Below are 18,814 nucleotides of genomic sequence, written 5' to 3'. Positions count from 1 at the left end.
GTCAATTGTCCGGGTGCGTTCAGACATTCCGACCACAACCCTACCCCATCGTGCCCATCGGTGCGGGGCTTTTACACGAAAGTGGCGCACCGGGCCGCTTGGACTATAAAGGATGCACACCTTTTACGCTGGGCGACCAGCCGGTCAATAACTGAATCTCAGGCATGCAGACTTAATTGACGTATGACACTCATCTATCAGAAAAGAGGTGCTAGCATAGCGCCATCAGTCGACCTCAGCATGCACCCTCACAGTAGTCAGGATATGACCGAGTCAGAAGACCCCAGCCGCGAGCGTCTCAAGCAGCACTTTGCCCAGCGGGTAATTCATCAGGCACGTCAAATTCTTGAGATCTGGCAGCGCCTGCAACGCAGCGAGTGGTCGAACGCCGATTTTTCCGAACTCAGCGAAGCCAACCTGCGCCTGCAGCGCTTCGCCGAACGCTTCGAACAGCCCGAACACACGCAACTGGCACGGCATATCAGTGAATCCCTGCAAGCCGTGGACGAGAACCGTGGCCGCCTGAGCAGCCAACTGATCACCGAGCTCAACCGCTTGATGCAACGCCTGTCGCGCACCGGCCTGCGCCAGGGCGATCAGCTTGAGCAAACCTTCCTGCCGCCGATGCGCAAGCCGATCTACGTGATGCTCGCCGACCATGACCGCGCCGAGCGCCTGGCCAAGCAGCTCGAATTCTTTGGCATGAGCGCCCACGCCCTGGACAGCGTCGCTGCCTTTCACGCGGCCATGGCCGAGCGCTTGCCGTCGGCGATTGTGATGGACGTGGACTTCTGCGGTACGGGCCTGGGCCTGAAGCTCGCCGCAGAAGCCCAAGAGGGCCTGGAGCACAAGCTGCCGCTGTTGTTTTTCAGCCTGCACGAAACCGACACCCCGACGCGCCTGGCCGCCGTGCGCGCCGGTGGCGAAGAGTTCCTGACCGGCACCCTGGAGGCTTCAAGCCTGCTGGAAAAGATCGAAGTGCTGACCTGCGCGGCCCAGTATGAACCGTACAAAGTGCTGATCATCGACGACTCGCGGGCCCAGGCGCTGCACACCGAACGCCTGCTCAACAGTGCCGGGATTATCACCCGCACCTTGATCGAACCGATCCAGGCCATGGCCGAGCTGGCGGATTTCCAGCCCGACCTGATCATCCTCGACATGTACATGCCTGCCTGTACGGGCACCGAACTGGCCAAGGTGATTCGCCACAACGACCGCTACGTCAGTGTGCCGATCATCTACCTGTCGGCTGAGGACGACCTGGATAAACAGCTGGATGCGATGAGCGAGGGCGGTGACGATTTCCTCACCAAACCGATCAAGCCGCGCCACCTGATCACTACCGTGCGCAACCGTGCTTCGCGTGCGCGCAACTTGAAGGCACGGATGGTGCGCGACAGCCTCACCGGGCTGTACAACCACACGCATATCCTGCAACTGCTCGAAGATTGCAGCTTCCGCGCCCGCCGCGAGAACAAGCCTCTTAGCTTTGCCATGCTCGATATCGACCACTTCAAGCGCGTCAATGACAGCCACGGCCACCCGATGGGCGACCGGGTGATCAAGAGCCTGGCATTGTTTCTGAAGCAGCGTTTGCGCAAGACCGATTACATCGGCCGCTACGGCGGTGAAGAATTCGCCATCGTGATGCCCGACACCGACCTGGATTCGGCCTGCAAGGTGCTGGACGACATTCGCCAGCGCTTTGCAGAAATCCACTACCCCGCCCAACCGCAGGATTTGTGGTGCACCTTCAGCGCCGGCCTGGTGGAGCTGTGCGACGATTCCGACAGCCTGATGATGGCCGCTCAGGCTGACGAAGCGCTGTACCGCGCCAAGGACGCCGGACGCAACCGCGTGCAAGCCGCTCGCACATCAAAGCAAAGTGCCATCTTTTCACCAGAATCCACCGATTCGGTCATAACGCTGTAATACAAACGCAATAAATTCAGGCGCTTATCTCTTGCCGTCGGTTGAAACCCCGCATGCGCCTGAAGCTGCTGACCAATCTCAATACCCTTCTGCTGGTGGCCGTGTGCCTGGCGCTCGGGGCGACGCTGTGGTGGTCGCAACGGGCGCTGGAGCGCCCGTACTTGTTGATGGAGCGCTACCTGGGGTTGTCCCAGGTCTTTCAAAACCAGGCTGCCCGTAACATCGAGGACTACTTGGCCAGCGGCGATGCCCTGCGCCTGAGCAGTGCCACCCAGAGCCTGGAAAGCCTGCAACTGCAGCTAGCGGAACTGCCGCCCGAATTGGCGCAAAACCTGCGCCCCAGCCTTATGGAGCTGGAAACCTTCAGCAAGACTGACTTGTTGGCCGCCGGTAAATTGGCTGGCGACCCGCAAGCCCTGTTGCTGCAAGCCGAACGTGAACTGGGCGCGAACCTGGAACAACTGAGCCAGTACGCCAGCGGCGTCAATTCCGCGGAGGCTGCGCGCTATATGCCGCCATTGCTCGCCGCCTCACAGCACCTGGGCAAACTGTCCCTGGCCCGCGACAAGCTGGTGAGCAGCGGGCGCGCCGAGTTGGCTGTGGATGTCGAGCGCGAAGTGACTAACCTGCGAACCCAGGCCGACCTGCTCGCGCAGCTGCCCCTATTGGGAATAAAGGCCAGCGCAGAATCCAACACCGACGATTTTTCCGCGCTGATGGGCCTGGAAAACACCGAAAAAACCGAAGCCCAGGATACCGGCGTTGACCTCAAGCGCGAGCTCAACAGCCTGCTGAACCGCTACCCCGCCGAGTTGCAGCGCACCCGCGAGCAGATTCAGCAACGCACTGACCTCGCCGCCAGCACCCGCTTGAAAATCGCCAACGTGCAACAAGCCATCGCCGGCCTCGAACCCGTGGTGCGCGCGCAACATGCGAAGATTCAGGGCGAAGTGCGTGTGATACAAGGCGTGATGATTGGCCTGATCCTGCTGATCGCATTGCTGATCGACACCCTGCAACGCCGCCTGGCGCGCGTGTTGACCAACCTGGCGCCGGCCTTGTCGACCTGGGCCGAAGGCGACTTCAGCCAGCCGATCGCCCTGGGCAAGACCAACCGTGAACTGCACGATATCGAGGCCTCCCTCAACCGCCTGCGCGCCTATCTGGTGGACTTGGTCGGCACCATCCGTGGCAATGCCGAAGAAGTGGCGGGCAGCAGCCGCGCCCTGGCCGAACTGAGCAGCGGCCTGCACGACGGCGCCGAACGCCAGGCCGGCGACACGGCGCAAATTCGTGATTCCCTGGGCGAACTGGAAGCCACCATCCAGCAAGTTGCCGGGGATGCCAGTCAGGCGGCCGGAGCCAGCCGCAGTGCGGGCCAGGCCGTGGAGCAAGGCCAGCGCGTGATCGGCCTGAGCCTCACCGGGCTGCATGCCTTGGTGGGTGAAGTGCAGCAAAATGCGCAGATGATCGAAAAACTCGCCGAAGAGTCCGCCACCATCGGCGGCGTGCTCACGGTGATTCGCTCGATTGCCGACCAGACCAACCTGCTGGCCCTCAACGCCGCCATCGAAGCCGCCCGTGCCGGTGAGGCCGGGCGGGGTTTCGCCGTAGTGGCCGACGAAGTACGCTCCCTGGCCCAGCGTACTGCCGGTGCCACCGCCGAAATCCAGGGCCTGATCGCCGGCCTGCAAACCGCCGCGCACCAGTCAGTAGAAGGCATGCGCGCCCAGGTCGAACACGCCGAAGCCACCGCCCAGCAAGCCCAGGCGGCGGATGGCGCGCTGGATGAAATCGTCGGCGCGATCCAGACCATCTCCGATACCGCCGTACGCATTGCCGATGTGACCGCGCAACAAAGTGGAGCCGTGAGCGAGATACGCGACAACAGTGAGCGGATTCATCAATTGGGTGAGGATAATTTGCTGCGCATTGGCCAGGGCCGCAGCCAAGGCGAGCACCTACTGGTGCTGGGCGGGCAACTGACTACCGCCGTGCAAGCCTTTCGCGTCTGACCCGATATCCCGCCCGGTGTAGACCAAATGTGGGAGCGGGCTTGCTCGCGAATGCGGTGTGTCAGTCAAGGCATCTTTAGCTGATCCACCGCATTCGCGAGCAAGCCCGCTCCCACAATAGGTCTCCAGCGATCTCAGTGCCGTACCAGCGATGACTGGATCTAAGACCACAGTCACAAATTTTGCGCAATCCTCGCTAATCGTGCCGGCTACTGCATAGAACTGGACAGTCACAAAGGCTTTGCGGCATAGTCGCCGGGTTCTGACGCACCCACACCAATAACAAGGAACAGCCAATGGCGACCTTACTGGTTCTTCACGGACCCAACCTGAACCTGCTCGGCACCCGTGAACCGGGCGTCTACGGGGCAGTGACCCTCGACCAGATCAACCTCGACCTGGAACGACGGGCACGTGAAGCCGGCCACCATTTGCTCTACCTGCAAAGCAATGCCGAGTATGAATTGATTGATCGCATCCATGCCGCGCGCGGCGAAGGCGTGGACTTTATTCTGATCAATCCCGCCGCTTTTACGCACACAAGCGTTGCATTACGTGACGCGTTGCTAGCGGTGAGCATCCCATTCATCGAAGTGCATTTATCGAACGTGCACAAACGCGAAGCTTTCCGCCATCACTCTTACTTCTCCGACGTAGCGGTAGGAGTGATCTGCGGCCTTGGCGCCAGCGGTTACCGACTGGCCCTGGAGGCCGCCCTGGAACACATTGAAGAACAGGCTAAACGCCCCTGACCGACCCTTGGGAGTTGATGATTCATGGATATCCGTAAAGTTAAGAAACTGATCGAACTGCTGGAAGAATCCGGTATCGACGAGCTGGAAATCAAGGAAGGCGAAGAGTCCGTACGGATCAGCCGTCACAGCAAGACCCCGGCCCAACAGTTCTACGCGCCACAGATGCAAGCGCCGGCTCCAGCCGCTGCTGCACCGGCTGCCGCACCTGCCGCCGCCGCTGCACCTGCCGCCCCAGCCGCGCCTGCGCTGAATGGTTTCGTGGTCAAGTCGCCAATGGTCGGTACGTTCTACCGCACCCCGGCACCGACCTCGCCAGCCTTCGTTGAAGTGGGCAAGACCGTGAAAGTGGGCGACACCATCTGCATCGTTGAAGCGATGAAAATGATGAACCACATCACCGCGGAAAAAGCCGGCGTCATTGAATCCATCCTGGTAGAAAACGGTCAGCCGGTTGAGTACGACCAGCCGCTGTTCACCATCGTTTGAACCGCGGAGCGCCTTCGATGTTGAAACCTGCGAAGAAACTGCAAAAAGTCCTGATCGCCAACCGCGGCGAGATCGCGCTGCGTATCCTGCGCGCCTGTAAGGAAGAGGGCATCAAGACCGTCGCTGTTTACTCGACGGCCGATACCGAATTGATGCACGTGAAACTGGCGGACGAAAGCATCTGCATCGGCCCGCCACTGGCCACGAACTCGTACCTGAAAGTCTCGAACATCATCGCCGCGGCAGAAGTGACCGGCGCTGATGGCATCCACCCAGGCTACGGCTTCCTCGCGGAAAACGCCGATTTTGCCGAACAGGTGGAAAAATCCGGGTTTGCCTTCATCGGCCCCAAAGCCGAAACCATTCGCCTGATGGGCGACAAGGTCTCGGCCAAGGACGCCATGATCGCAGCCGGCGTGCCAACCGTTCCAGGCTCCGACGGCCCACTGCCTGAAGACGAAGAAACCGCTCTGCGCATTGGTCGCGAAGTCGGCTACCCGGTGATCATCAAGGCCGCCGGTGGCGGTGGTGGTCGCGGCATGCGCGTGGTGCACAAGGAAGAAGACCTGATCGAAGCCGCCAAGCAGACCCGCTCCGAAGCGGGCGCCTGGTTCGGCAACCCGATGGTCTACCTGGAGAAGTACCTGACCAACCCACGTCACGTGGAAGTCCAGGTACTGTCCGACGGCCAGGGCCACGCCATCCACCTGGGCGACCGCGATTGCTCGCTGCAACGTCGTCACCAGAAGGTATTGGAAGAAGCCCCGGCTCCGGGCCTGGACGAGAAAGCCCGCCAGGAAGTCCTGGCACGCTGCGTCAAGGCGTGCATCGACATCAACTACCGTGGCGCCGGTACCTTCGAGTTCCTCTACGAGAACGGCCGCTTCTACTTCATCGAGATGAACACTCGCGTGCAGGTAGAGCACCCGGTTTCGGAGATGGTCACCGGTATCGACATCGTCAAGGAGATGCTGAGCATCGCCGCCGGTAACGTGCTGTCCTTTACCCAGGACGACGTGAAGATGCACGGCCACTCCCTGGAGTGCCGCATCAACGCCGAAGACCCGAAAACCTTTATCCCAAGCCCTGGCCTGGTCAAGCATTTCCACGCGCCCGGCGGCAACGGCGTACGTGTGGATTCGCACCTGTACAGCGGCTACAAGGTTCCGTCCAACTACGACTCACTGATCGGCAAGCTGATCACCTGGGGCGCCACCCGCGACGAGGCCATGGCCCGTATGCGCAATGCCCTGGACGAAATCGTGGTCGACGGCATCAAAACCAACATCCCGCTGCATCGGGACCTGGTTCGTGATGAAGGCTTCTGCGAAGGTGGTGTGAACATTCACTACCTGGAACACAAGCTGGCCAACCAGTAAGTGCTCCACCCAACAAAACCGCCTTCGGGCGGTTTTGTTGTTTCTGGGCCACCGAAACCCTGTGGGAGCTGGCTTGTGTGGGAGCTGGCTTGCCTGCGATGGCATCGCCTCGGTCTGGCAGAAAAACCGAGGTGCCTGCATCGCGGGCAAGCCCGGCTCCCACACAAGCACCACATTTTGACCGGGTGCAGTCTGTAGTGTCGTCTTCTGCCCGCTGCTCGCGTAAACTTGCGCGCTTTCGCGGCCTGCCCGCCGCACATTCATTTTTTTCAAAGGTGCCCGCCATGCCTTGGCTGCAAGTCCGTCTCGCCATCAGCCCAGAACAAGCCGAAACCTACGAAGACGCGTTCCTCGAAGTGGGCGCCGTGTCGGTGACCTTCATGGACGCCGAAGACCAGCCGATCTTCGAACCAGAACTCAACACCACGCCGCTGTGGTCCCACACCCACTTGCTGGCCCTGTTCGAAGACGGCACCGACGCCGCTGCCGTGCTGGCCCATATGGAACTGCTCACCGGCGGCCCGCTGCCCGAGCATCACAGCGAAGTCATCGAAGACCAGGACTGGGAACGCAGCTGGATGGATAACTTCCAGCCCATGCGCTTCGGCCAGCGCCTGTGGATCGTGCCAAGCTGGCACGCCGCTCCCGAGCCAGACGCGGTGAACCTGCTGCTGGACCCGGGCCTGGCGTTCGGCACCGGCACCCACCCTACCACCGCCCTGTGCCTGGAATGGCTGGACGGCCAGGACCTGACCGACAGCAACGTACTGGACTTCGGCTGCGGCTCGGGGATCCTGGCCATCGCCGCCCTGCTGCTGGGCGCCAAGGAGGCCGTGGGCACCGATATCGACGTGCAGGCCCTGGAAGCCTCCCGCGATAACGCCGGGCGCAACAACATTGCCGAAGGCAAATTCCCACTCTACCTGCCTGAAGATCTGCCTCAGGTTCAGGCCGACGTACTGGTCGCCAATATCCTCGCCGGGCCACTGGTGTCGCTGGCGCCGCAACTGTCGAGCCTGGTCAAGCCGGGCGGGCGCCTGGCGCTATCGGGCATCTTGGCCGAGCAAGGTGAAGACGTGGCTGCGGCCTACGCCAAGGACTTCGAGCTGGACCCGATCGCCAACCGTGATGGTTGGGTACGCATCAGCGGTCGTCGGCGCTAGAATGAGCGCTTGCCTGAATCGGATGGCCGCATGACCGACAGTTTCGTCACCCAGTGCCCACATTGCCAATCGCGCTTTCGCGTCAACCACGCTCAATTGAGCGTGGCCCGCGGCGTGGTGCGTTGCGGCTCGTGCCTGCAAGTGTTCAACGCCGCACGCCAGTTGCTGGAGCAACGGGCCCAGGCGTCTGCGCCGGAACCTGAGGTGCCGACCACCGCTGAGCCGGCCGTCGAACCGACTGGCGAACCGACTGGCGAAGCACCTCCCGAACCACCGCGGGCCATCAGCCAGAAACAGTGGACGGCTGAAGAGCTGGACCTGGATAACCTGGACAAGGAACTGGCCAGGCTGGAACGTCGCGAGATCCAGCACACCCAGGCCGTGGGCGCCGAGCGTCGCCAGCCAGGCGCCGACCGTCGGCAAAAGGAAGAGTCCTTCAGCGCCAGCCGCGATACGGTCAAGGCCGAGGAAGAAAAATGGGCGGCCAGCCTGTTCAGTGAGCCACCCGAAGAGCGCGCCCAGGCACCAGAGCAAGAGCCCGAGCCGGCCAAGGCGCCTGCGTCCAAACAGCGCACCGAACCGTCCATGTCGGCCCACACCGACGACCTCGATGACGAACCGGCTCTGCACACCACCGCCGAGGATGAAGACCTCGACCCGCCGCTGACGCCCACCCTCGACGAGCCGGAACCCGAAGACCGCGCGCAGCCACGACGCAAGCGCGCACGAACGGAGGCCGGCGTACACGACGAGCTGCTCCAGGACCTGGAAGACGACCCCCTGCACCTGTATGCGCAGAAGCGCCCGTCAGGCTGGGGCCGCCGTCTGGTCTGGATACTGTTGGTAGTACTCGCCGCCGCAGGCCTGGCCGGCCAGTACATCGCCTACCAATTCGACGACCTGGCCCGCCAGGACGCCTACCGTCCCTGGTTCCAGGCGCTATGCCCGAAACTGGGGTGCACCGTGCCATCGCGGGTCGACATTAGCCATATAAAGAGCAGCAATCTGGTGGTGCGCAGCCACCCCGAATTCGCCGGGGCGCTGGTGGTGGATGCCATCCTCTATAACCGCGCGACCTTCTCCCAGCCCTTCCCGCTGCTGGAGCTACGCTTTGCGGATTTGAACGGCAGCCTGATTGCCAGTCGTCGCTTCAAGCCCGCCGAATACCTGAGCGGCGAGTTGGCCGGTGTGAGCGAAATGCCCTCGCAGACGCCGATCCACATCTCTCTGGACATCCTCGACCCCGGCAACAAAGCCGTGAATTACAGCCTGAGCTTCCATTCGCCCGAGTGAAACGGCGTGCCCACCGAGGTTTGACGGCGGATTATTGACTTGGCCGCCGTCGACCAAACCGATGGCGATAAAAAAGTAACTGTTCAGATTTTATCCAATTCAGCCTTTAACCAGTCATCGAGAGCGGGTATCATGCCAACCCTTTTTCGAACTCTAATGATCCGGCCCCACAACAGGGAAGTCCTATGTCGGCGGTACGCATCGGCCCATACACATTGCAAAACGGCTTGATCCTCGCCCCGATGGCGGGTGTCACCGACCAGCCCTTTCGTCAGCTGTGCAAGCGTTTGGGCGCGGGTCTAGTAGTCTCTGAAATGGTTACCAGCGACATGAGTTTGTGGAACACCCGCAAGTCGCGGATGCGCATGATCCACGAAGGTGATCCCGAGCCACGCTCGGTGCAGATCGCCGGTGGCGATGCGCAGATGCTGGCGGATGCAGCCCGGGCCAACGTGGAGCTGGGTGCACAGATCATCGATATCAACATGGGCTGCCCGGCCAAGAAGGTTTGCAACAAGGCCGCCGGTTCCGCACTGTTGAAAGATGAGCAGTTGGTCGCCGAGATCCTGCAGGCCGTTGTCGGCGCAGTGGATGTGCCGGTGACCCTGAAGATTCGTACCGGTTGGGACCGGGACAACAAGAATGGCCTGACGGTGGCGAAGATCGCTGAACAGGCAGGTATTACAGCGCTGGCGGTGCATGGCCGCACCCGCGCCGACCTTTATACCGGTGAAGCCGAGTACGACACCATTGCCGCGATCAAGCAGGCCGTGTCGATGCCCGTCTTTGCCAATGGCGACATCGACAGTGCCGAGAAAGCCCGGCGCGTGCTGCACGCGACCGGTGCCGATGGCTTGTTGATTGGCCGGGCCGCCCAGGGGCGGCCGTGGATTTTTCGTGAAATCGAGCATTTCCTGCGTACCGGTGAAGTCTTGCCGGCACCAGAGTTGGTCGAGGTGGAACGTATTCTGCTAGAGCATCTGGCCGCCCTGCACGCCTTCTATGGGGACGTGATGGGAGTACGCATTGCTCGCAAGCATGTCGGCTGGTATCTCGCCACCTTGCCGGGCGCCAAGGAATTCCGCGCTCAGTTCAATCGTTTGGATGAAACGCAGGCACAGGTCGCCACCGTTCGTGAGTTCTTCGCCGGACGCGACAAGAGCCTGGGAACAGGGGATGGAGAAGGGGTGGCCGCATGACGATGATGACCGAGACTTTAGTGAGTGGAACAACACCCGTGAGCGACAACGTCAATTTGAAACAGCACCTCAACACGCCGAGCGAAGAAGGCCAGACCCTTCGCGGGAGTGTCGAGAAGGCGCTGCACAATTATTTCGCCCACCTTGAGGGCGCTTCCGTCACGGATGTGTACAACCTGGTGCTCTCCGAAGTCGAGGCGCCCTTGCTCGAAAGCGTGATGAACTACGTCAAGGGCAACCAGACCAAAGCCAGTGAGCTGCTGGGCCTCAACCGTGGCACCTTGCGCAAAAAGCTCAAGCAGTACGATTTGCTGTAAGCATTCAATCAAACCAGAAAGGCGCCCGCGTAAAACCGGTCGCCTTTTTTGCTGACTTCCTTTGCTTTTGATGGAAATTGAGATGACCGACCAGACCACCCGCCTGCCGATCCGCCGCGCCTTGATCAGTGTTTCCGACAAGACCGGGATCCTCGAATTTGCCCGGGAGCTGGAAGCCCTGGGTGTGGAAATCCTCTCCACGGGCGGGACCTTCAAACTGCTGCAGGACAACGGCGTGGCCGCAGTAGAAGTCGCGGACTACACCGGTTTCGCAGAAATGATGGACGGTCGCGTCAAGACCCTGCACCCGAAAATCCACGGCGGCATCCTCGGCCGTCGCGGCATCGACGACGCCATCATGACCGAGCACGGCATCAAGCCGATCGACCTGGTGGCCGTTAACCTCTACCCGTTCGAAGCCACCATCAACAAGCCAGGTTGCGACCTGCCGACCGCCATCGAAAACATCGATATCGGCGGCCCGACCATGGTGCGCTCGGCGGCCAAGAACCATAAAGACGTGGCCATCGTGGTCAATGCCAGCGACTACGCCAGCGTCCTGGAAAACCTCAAGGCCGGTGGCCTGACCTACGCCCAGCGCTTCGACCTGATGCTCAAGGCGTTCGAACACACCGCCGCCTACGACGGCATGATCGCCAACTACATGGGCACCGTGAACCAGGCGGCGCCAACCTTGAGCACAGAAGGCCGCAGCCAGTTCCCGCGCACCTTCAACAGCCAGTTCATCAAGGCCCAGGAAATGCGCTACGGCGAGAACCCGCACCAGAGCGCGGCGTTCTACGTGGAAGCCAAGCCGGCCGAAGTGGGCATCGCCACCGCCACTCAGTTGCAAGGCAAAGAACTCTCCTACAACAACGTGGCCGACACTGACGCTGCGCTGGAATGTGTGAAGAGCTTCGTCAAGCCGGCCTGCGTGATCGTCAAGCACGCCAACCCGTGCGGCGTGGCCGTCAGCCCGGACGCTGAAGGCGGTATCCGCCAGGCGTACGAACTGGCCTACGCCACCGACACCGAATCCGCATTCGGCGGCATCATCGCCTTCAACCGCGAACTGGATGCCGAGACCGCCAAGGCCATCGTCGAGCGCCAGTTCGTCGAAGTGATCATCGCCCCAAGCGTCAGCGAAGAAGCCCGCGCCATCGTCGCCGCCAAAGCCAACGTGCGCCTGCTGGCCTGTGGCGAGTGGTCGGCAGACCGCGCCGCCGCCTGGGACTACAAGCGCGTCAATGGCGGCCTGCTGGTACAGAGCCGCGACATTGGCATGATCGGCAGCCAGGACCTGAAAGTCGTGACCAAGCGCGCGCCGACCGAGCAAGAGATCAACGACCTGATCTTCGCCTGGAAAGTGGCCAAGTACGTCAAGTCCAACGCCATCGTCTACGCCAAGAACCGCCAGACCATCGGTGTCGGCGCTGGCCAGATGAGCCGCGTGAACTCGGCACGTATCGCCGCGATCAAGGCAGAACACGCCGGTTTGCAGGTGGTGGGTTCGGTGATGGCATCCGATGCGTTCTTCCCGTTCCGTGACGGCCTGGACAACGCCGCGAAAGCCGGCGTGACCGCCGTGATCCAACCGGGTGGTTCGATGCGTGATGCAGAAGTCATCGCCGCCGCTGATGAAGCGGGCATTGCGATGGTCTTCACCGGCATGCGCCACTTCCGCCACTAAACAGCACCGCTTCTCTACTGTAGGAGCGAGCTTGCTCGCGAAAAACTCAAGAACGCCACGGGGTGTCAATTTACCCTCGTCATCGTTAGCGACCTTCGCGAGCAAGCTCGCTCCTACAGATGAAGCACAGCGTTTCTCAGAGGTTTTTGAAATGAATGTTTTGATCATTGGCAGCGGTGGCCGTGAACACGCCCTGGCCTGGAAAGTAGCCCAGGACCCACGCGTGCAGAAAGTCTTCGTGGCCCCCGGCAACGCCGGCACCGCCATCGAAGCCAAGTGCGAAAACGTCGCCATCGACGTGCTGGCCCTGGAGCAGTTGGCCGATTTTGCCGAGAAGAATGTTTCCCTGACCATCGTCGGCCCGGAAGTGCCACTGGTAGCAGGCGTTGTTGATCTGTTCCGCAGCCGCGGCCTGGATTGCTTCGGCCCTACCGCTGGCGCCGCCCAGCTGGAAGGCTCGAAAGCCTTCACCAAGGACTTCCTGGCTCGCCACAAGATCCCGACGGCCGATTACCAGAACTTCACCGAGATCGAGCCGGCCCTGGCTTACCTGCGTGAGAAAGGCGCACCGATCGTGATCAAGGCCGATGGCCTGGCTGCCGGCAAAGGCGTGATCGTCGCCATGACCTTGCAGGAAGCCGAAGACGCCGTGCGCGACATGCTCGCCGGCAATGCTTTTGGTGACGCCGGTTCGCGCGTGGTCATCGAGGAATTCCTCGACGGCGAAGAAGCCAGCTTTATCGTGATGGTCGACGGCAAGAACGTATTGCCGATGGCCACCAGCCAGGACCACAAGCGCGTCGGCAACGGCGACAGCGGCCCGAACACCGGCGGCATGGGTGCCTACTCCCCGGCGCCGGTGGTGACCGCCGACGTGCACCAGCGCGTCATGGACCTGGTGATCTGGCCAACCGTGCGCGGCATGGCCGATGAAGGCAACGTGTACACCGGTTTCCTCTACGCCGGCCTGATGATCGACAAAGCCGGTAACCCGAAAGTCATCGAGTTCAACTGCCGTTTCGGCGATCCGGAAACCCAACCGGTGATGCTGCGCCTGCAATCGAGCCTGGTGCTGCTGGTGGAAGCCGCCCTCGCCCAGGCCCTGGACAAGGTCGAAGCGCAATGGGACCCACGCCCGAGCGTTGGCATCGTGCTGGCGGCCGGTGGCTACCCTGCCGACTACGCCAAGGGCGATGTGATCGAAGGCCTCGACGCGGCCGCTGCGCTGGAAGGCAAGGTGTTCCATGCGGGCACCGCGCTCAAGGACGGCAAAGTTGTAACCGCCGGTGGCCGCGTATTGTGCGCCACCGCGATGGGTGCCAGTGTCGATGCCGCGCAACAACAGGCGTACACACTGGCGGCGAAAATCGACTGGAAGGGCTGCTTCTACCGCACCGACATTGGCTACCGTGCCATTGCCCGCGAACGCGGTGAGAACAACTGAGCAGCTACACTTGCAGTAGCTATCCGTTCGGTTAGGTAAGGGCCTTTGGCCCTTGCCGTACCCTGTCGCCCCGCGCATAGTTAACCCGTGCATCCAACTACCGAAGGGATTTCGCCGTGCGCTGGCTCAGGATCGCCATAGGTTTCACAATCAGTCTGCTGACTTTGCTCTGCTTGCTACCGGCCCAGGCCGCCGCGCAAGGCAGTGGCTGGGCGGTATTGCTTGATGAACAGGCCGACCTGCAACTGAGCGACATCCGTTCCGCCCGCTATACCAATCAATTCAGCCCCATCGAACTGGACCGCATCACTGCCGCGCAGCCGGACGGTGCGTTGTGGGTGCGTTTCAGGTTGCAGCCCGGCAAGCACGAACAAGTGCTGCGGGTGTTCGCCCCGGACCTGTCCAGCCTGAGCCTGTACGTGCTGGACGGCGACACCCTGGTGGAGCAACAAATCACCGGCACTCGCCAACCCCAGGCTGAGCGTCCGTTGCCCAGCAGCGACTTCATGTTACCGATGCCCCAGAGCCAACAGCCTCTGGAGGTGTACCTGCGGCTGGTTTCGGAACACGAACTGCGCCCTTACATCACCCTGGAACCTGCGGTACTGGCCGCCGCCAACCAGAACCAGACGCTGATCTACGGCCTGCTGTTCGGCGTGCTGTCGATGCTGATCCTGCACAACCTCACGCGCTTCGCCTACCACCGCTCGCGCAGCAGCCTGTGGCTGGCCGCGTGCGAGTTCCTGTTGATGCTCAGCCTGGCGCTATTGCTTAACCTGGTGGGGCCGTGGCTGCCGAACTGGCACGCGATCCAGACCCCTGGCGCCTACCTGGCCCTGCTGCTGACCGCGCCCTGCGGGCTGATGTTTGCCTACCGCTTCTTCATGCCCCTGGGCCCGCATCCGCTGAACAAAGTATTGATGGCTGACATCCTGCTGATCATCCTGTGTGGCCTGCTGCTGTTGTTCGTCAACACCTTGCCGTTGAACATCATCACCTATGCCCTGGTCGCGCTGGCAGGCCTGAGCATGCTGTTTGTCTCGGCCTATCACTGGCAAAAAGGCTACGGCCCGGCGCGCCTGTTCGTGGCGGCCATGGTGGTATTCAACATCGGCACACTGATCATCCTGCCCGCCCTGCTCGGCCTCACACTGGTGGCGCCACAAGGCCTGATCGTCACCCTGCTGAGCTTTATCTGCCTCAGCGGCCTGCTGATGAGCCTGGCCCTCGGCGAGCGCCAGCGCGCCATTGTCGAAACCCGCTTCAGCCTCAGCCGCGACCTGGCGGCCAGCAACGCCGAAATCGCCGCCAAGGCCGAGTTCCTGGCGAAGATCAGCCACGAAATTCGCACCCCCATGAACGGTGTGCTGGGCATGACCGAGTTGCTGCTGGGTACGCCGTTGTCGGTGAAGCAACGCGACTATGTGCAGACCATCCACAGTGCCGGTAACGAGTTGCTCACCCTGATCAACGAGATTCTCGACATTTCCAAGCTCGAATCCGGCCAGATCGAACTCGATGATGTGCAGTTCGACCTCAATGCGTTGATCGACGACTGCATGAGTATCTTCCGCGCCAAGGCCGAGCAACAGAATGTCGAGCTGATCAGCTTCATCCAGCCCCAGGTGCCACGGGTGATCAGCGGTGACCCGACGCGGCTGCGCCAGGCGTTGCTGAGCCTTCTGGAAAACGCCTTGCACAAAACCGATGAAGGCGAAGTGCTGATCGTTGTCGCCCTGGATGAGCGCAGCACCAAGCCGCGCCTGCGTATTGCCGTGCAAGACAGCGGCGTACCCATGGAAGCCGCCGAACGCGACGCCCTGCTGCACAGCGAACTGCACAGCAAGAACTTCCTTTCCGCAACGCGCTTGAGCGGCCACCTGGGCCTGGTCATCGCCCGCCAGCTGATCCTGTTGATGAACGGCGAGTTCGGCGTCAAGAGCGGCAGTCACCAGGGCAGCACCCTGTGGCTGACCCTGCCGCTGGACCCGGAACGCCTGGAGCACCCAACCAGCGACCTCGACGGCCCGCTCAAGGACGCCCGCGTGCTGGTGGTGGACGACAACGACACCTGCCGCAAAGTGCTGGTACAGCAATGCACGGCCTGGGGCCTGAACGTCAGCGCCGCGCCTTCGGGCAAGGAGGCCCTGGCGCTGCTGCGTACCAAGGCGCACCTGCGTGATTACTTCGATGTGGTACTGCTGGACCAGAACATGCCCGGCATGACCGGCATGCAACTGGCGGCGAAGATCAAGGAAGACCCGAGCCTGAACCACGACATCCTGCTGATCATGCTCACTGGCATCAGTAACGCACCGAGCAAGATCATTGCGCGCAACTGCGGGATCAAGCGCATCCTCGCCAAACCGGTGGCGGGCTATACCCTCAAAACCACCCTGGCCGATGAGCTGACCCAGCGCAGCAAAGGTGCCCTCGTGGCCCGCCCGGCCCCCAGCGCACCGGCCGCCATCACCGTGCCCAGCGATTTCCGCATCCTGGTGGCCGAAGACAACAGCATTTCCACCAAAGTGATTCGCGGCATGCTCGGCAAGCTCAACCTCAACCCGGACACCGCCAGCAACGGCGAAGAAGCGCTGCAAGCGATGAAAGCCCAGCGCTATGACCTGGTGTTGATGGACTGCGAGATGCCGATCCTCGATGGTTTCTCTGCCACGCAGCAACTGCGGGCGTGGGAAGTCAGCCACCAACGCGTGCGCACGCCGGTGGTAGCGCTCACGGCGCACATTCTCTCGGAACACAAAGAACGCGCACGCCAGGCAGGCATGGACGGGCATATGGCCAAGCCCGTGGAACTGTCGCAGCTGCGCGAGCTGGTGGACTACTGGGTGGCGCAGCGCCAACAACGCCCGGAACACGCCCCATCCTGACCTGAAATACCATCCCCTGTGGGAGCTGGCTTGCCTGCGATAGAGATGTATCAGTCACTGATGTGTTAACTGACCCACCGCTATGGCAGCATAGGCATCTACACAACTTCGGTACGACGCTAAACCTGTGGCGAGGGAGCTTGCTCCCGTGACGGCCGGACAGCCTACACTTATCTACCTGCCGCCCCGCGATCAAACTGTGGGAGCTGGCTTGCCTGCGAAGGCGGCCTGGCAGTCAACACAGTTGGATTGTGTACATATCCATTGCTGCGGTAACGGCCACTTAGGGTTCCGCCCTGACGGCGGCTCACTTTTGAAAAGCGCAAAAGTAAGCAAAACGCTCTTGCCCCACCACTCGGCACCTCGCCTAGGCTCGGTGTGCCCGTAATCCGCCAGGGATTTGGGGGGCCGCCGCCACGCGCCATCCATGGCGCGGGGCGGCTAAACCGGCATCCCTGCCGGTTTACCCCCCAAATCCCTGTCGAATTCCGGCCAGCGTGGTTTAACGGGGCGCCTGAGATCAAGATCACAAGCAGATCAAGAGCAAGATCAAGAGCGGCTCGCTTCGCATCGTGGTTACCGTCTGTTGCTACTGCCCACAAAGTTGCGTAGATACCTATGGCTATCGCAGGCAAGCCAGCTCCCACATTTGATCTCTGTCAGATAGACTCCTCCCCACTTCCCCCGCCCGCGAGCCGCCCCCATGCTCCATGTGTTATTCAGCGTGTACCTGAAGATGCTGGTGCTCTACAGCCCGTTCTTTGTGCTGTCCTGCTTTATCAGCCTCACCCGTGGCTATTCCAGCAAGGAGCGTCGGCGCCTGGCGTGGAAAGTCGCACTGGCCACCCTGGTATCGAGCGTGCTGCTCTACCTGTTTGGCCGGGTGATTTTCAGTGTGTTCGGCATTACCGTCGACGCGTTCCGCATCGGCGCCGGCAGCGTGTTGTTTATCTCCGCCCTGGGCATGGCCCAGGGCAAGTCGGCGGTGCAGACCGACAACGTGCAGCAGGACGTGACCATCGTGCCGCTGACCATCCCCCTCACCGTCGGCCCCGGCACCATCGGCGCCTTGCTGGTGATGGGCGTCAGCCAACCGCACTGGGATGACAAACTCACCGCCATCCTCAGTATTGCCCTGGCCAGCCTGACGGTGGGCGTGGTGCTGTACCTGTCCAACCGTATCGAACGCATTCTCGGCGACCAGGGCTTGCAGATTGTCAGCCGCTTGATGGGCCTGTTCGTCTGCGCCCTGGCCGCGCAAATCATTTTTACCGGGGTACGCGGCTACCTGGTGCCCTAGATCCGGTATTTGGCGATCGCCATTTCGACTTTGTCACCGGCGCTTTCGCGCATCAGCTGGATGGTTTTCTCGTTGACCATCGAGGTATTGAGCACCAGGCAAGTCTGCCCGCTGAAGGCCTCGAACGAGGAGCTGTCCCACTCCAGGAACGGCAGGCCCACCTGTTTATCCACACCATGGGTGCTGTAGGTCACCAGCACCATGATCAATTCGCCGTCTGTTTCAGCGCAGGAGGCCAGGCCGAAGTCGCCGCCCTCGCGCACCGCGCAATTGCGCTTGAACAGCTCGAAAGACGCTGGCTGGCGCTTCAATGCGTCCAGCGCATCGGCGGCCAGTTTTGGCAATGCGCTGAGCAACGGCCCGGACAGCGCCGTCGACGTCAGCATCGAGGCGATGATATTCAGCGCCGCCAGTTGTACCGTCAGGCCCTTGCCCGCACGCGAGACCCGCTCAAAGCGACTGCGCAGCGGCAGCCAGCCCAGGCTGACCATGACCTTGATAAATTCCTCGTACCACGTCTCGCTGCCCCGCTGGACGTTCAGCACATCGCTCACATAACTGCTGGCCAGCAAATAGCTTTTGCGCACGTATTCGCGGTTCAACGCCGATAACCCTTCGGCAAACGAAATCACCCCGTTGTTGACCACGGCCGCGTTGCAATCATCCTCGCGATCCAACGCGCAAATGGCCTGCCGTGCAGGTGCGCCCGGCAATTTGTAGGCGGCAATCAACTTGCGCCTTTTTTTGCTGTTGATCCTTCTGTGACGTCGCTCCATTTTCTGTTCTCCACAAGCACCCCACATGGGGCTTGTCTCCACCCTAGTCCAGGGTGCTGCTCGCTTTCCATGCGACAAACATCCCTTGGCCTGCCCCGCCCAAAACCAGCGCCCAGCAATAACAAGGCGCGGCGGGCAGGTGTGCGGTTTTCATCGCAAAAAAAAGAAAAAGCC

The 18,814-nt window shown here is 61.5% G+C and carries 13 protein-coding genes and 1 pseudogene; 13 read left to right on the top strand and 1 reads right to left on the bottom strand.

Features of this window, described 5'->3' with window-relative positions; translation table 11 throughout:
- The first annotated feature begins 264 nt into the window (after positions 1-264).
- The 13 genes and pseudogenes from ACWHXD_RS03020 (at position 265) to ACWHXD_RS02960 (ending at position 17,864) form a co-directional block, all read left to right on the top strand.
- Positions 265-1,935, top strand: coding sequence for a response regulator (locus ACWHXD_RS03020; protein WP_138763449.1), 1,671 nt, complete (start codon positions 265-267; stop codon positions 1,933-1,935).
- Positions 1,936-3,434: 1,499 nt separating this feature from the next.
- A pseudogene (locus ACWHXD_RS03015) lies at positions 3,435-3,950 on the top strand (methyl-accepting chemotaxis protein); the annotation flags it as partial.
- Positions 3,951-4,246: 296 nt separating this feature from the next.
- Positions 4,247-4,702 (top strand): type II 3-dehydroquinate dehydratase, encoded by a 456-nt coding sequence (gene aroQ / locus ACWHXD_RS03010; protein ID WP_014716732.1) that lies wholly within the window; start codon positions 4,247-4,249, stop codon positions 4,700-4,702.
- A gap of 24 nt (positions 4,703-4,726) precedes the next feature.
- The gene (gene accB / locus ACWHXD_RS03005) at positions 4,727-5,191 is read left to right on the top strand and encodes an acetyl-CoA carboxylase biotin carboxyl carrier protein (protein ID WP_003188191.1); all 465 of its coding nucleotides are present in this window, start codon (positions 4,727-4,729) and stop codon (positions 5,189-5,191) included.
- A 17-nt stretch (positions 5,192-5,208) separates the two neighbouring features.
- Complete coding sequence (accC, locus tag ACWHXD_RS03000) at positions 5,209-6,570, top strand: acetyl-CoA carboxylase biotin carboxylase subunit (protein WP_003188188.1); 1,362 nt, start codon at positions 5,209-5,211, stop codon at positions 6,568-6,570.
- A 284-nt stretch (positions 6,571-6,854) separates the two neighbouring features.
- Positions 6,855-7,733, top strand: a complete 879-nt coding sequence (gene prmA, locus ACWHXD_RS02995) for a 50S ribosomal protein L11 methyltransferase (RefSeq protein WP_034134793.1) — start codon at positions 6,855-6,857, stop codon at positions 7,731-7,733.
- Positions 7,734-7,763: 30 nt separating this feature from the next.
- A complete protein-coding gene (locus tag ACWHXD_RS02990; protein ID WP_138763451.1) occupies positions 7,764-9,026 on the top strand; it encodes a DUF3426 domain-containing protein in 1,263 nt (420 codons plus the stop codon).
- A gap of 185 nt (positions 9,027-9,211) precedes the next feature.
- Positions 9,212-10,225, top strand: coding sequence for a tRNA dihydrouridine synthase DusB (gene dusB, locus ACWHXD_RS02985; protein WP_034126416.1), 1,014 nt, complete (start codon positions 9,212-9,214; stop codon positions 10,223-10,225).
- A complete protein-coding gene (gene fis / locus ACWHXD_RS02980; protein ID WP_002555375.1) occupies positions 10,222-10,542 on the top strand; it encodes a DNA-binding transcriptional regulator Fis in 321 nt (106 codons plus the stop codon). The genes dusB and fis overlap by 4 nt, the downstream gene beginning before the upstream one ends.
- 82 nt (positions 10,543-10,624) lie before the next feature.
- Positions 10,625-12,232, top strand: coding sequence for a bifunctional phosphoribosylaminoimidazolecarboxamide formyltransferase/IMP cyclohydrolase (gene purH, locus ACWHXD_RS02975; protein WP_138763452.1), 1,608 nt, complete (start codon positions 10,625-10,627; stop codon positions 12,230-12,232).
- 151 nt (positions 12,233-12,383) lie between these two features.
- The gene (gene purD / locus ACWHXD_RS02970) at positions 12,384-13,676 is read left to right on the top strand and encodes a phosphoribosylamine--glycine ligase (protein ID WP_138763453.1); all 1,293 of its coding nucleotides are present in this window, start codon (positions 12,384-12,386) and stop codon (positions 13,674-13,676) included.
- Positions 13,677-13,792: 116 nt separating this feature from the next.
- On the top strand, positions 13,793-16,564 hold the full coding sequence (locus ACWHXD_RS02965; RefSeq protein ID WP_138763454.1) for a hybrid sensor histidine kinase/response regulator: 2,772 nt from the start codon (positions 13,793-13,795) through the stop codon (positions 16,562-16,564).
- Between the two features lie 703 nt (positions 16,565-17,267).
- Positions 17,268-17,864: a MarC family protein gene (locus tag ACWHXD_RS02960; protein ID WP_003171467.1), complete on the top strand. Its 597-nt coding sequence runs from the start codon at positions 17,268-17,270 to the stop codon at positions 17,862-17,864.
- On the opposite strand, the gene ACWHXD_RS02955 is transcribed toward ACWHXD_RS02960, so the two are convergent.
- Positions 17,861-18,640, bottom strand: coding sequence for a hypothetical protein (locus tag ACWHXD_RS02955; protein WP_138763152.1), 780 nt, complete (start codon positions 18,638-18,640; stop codon positions 17,861-17,863). The two genes, ACWHXD_RS02960 and ACWHXD_RS02955, sit on opposite strands and share 4 nt — an antisense overlap.
- Positions 18,641-18,814: the final 174 nt, after the last annotated feature.

The sequence above is a fragment of the Pseudomonas fjordensis genome (genome assembly GCF_976987115.1).
Note: the sequence above shows the minus strand (reverse complement) of the source record. Positions and strands in the feature narration are given on the sequence as shown.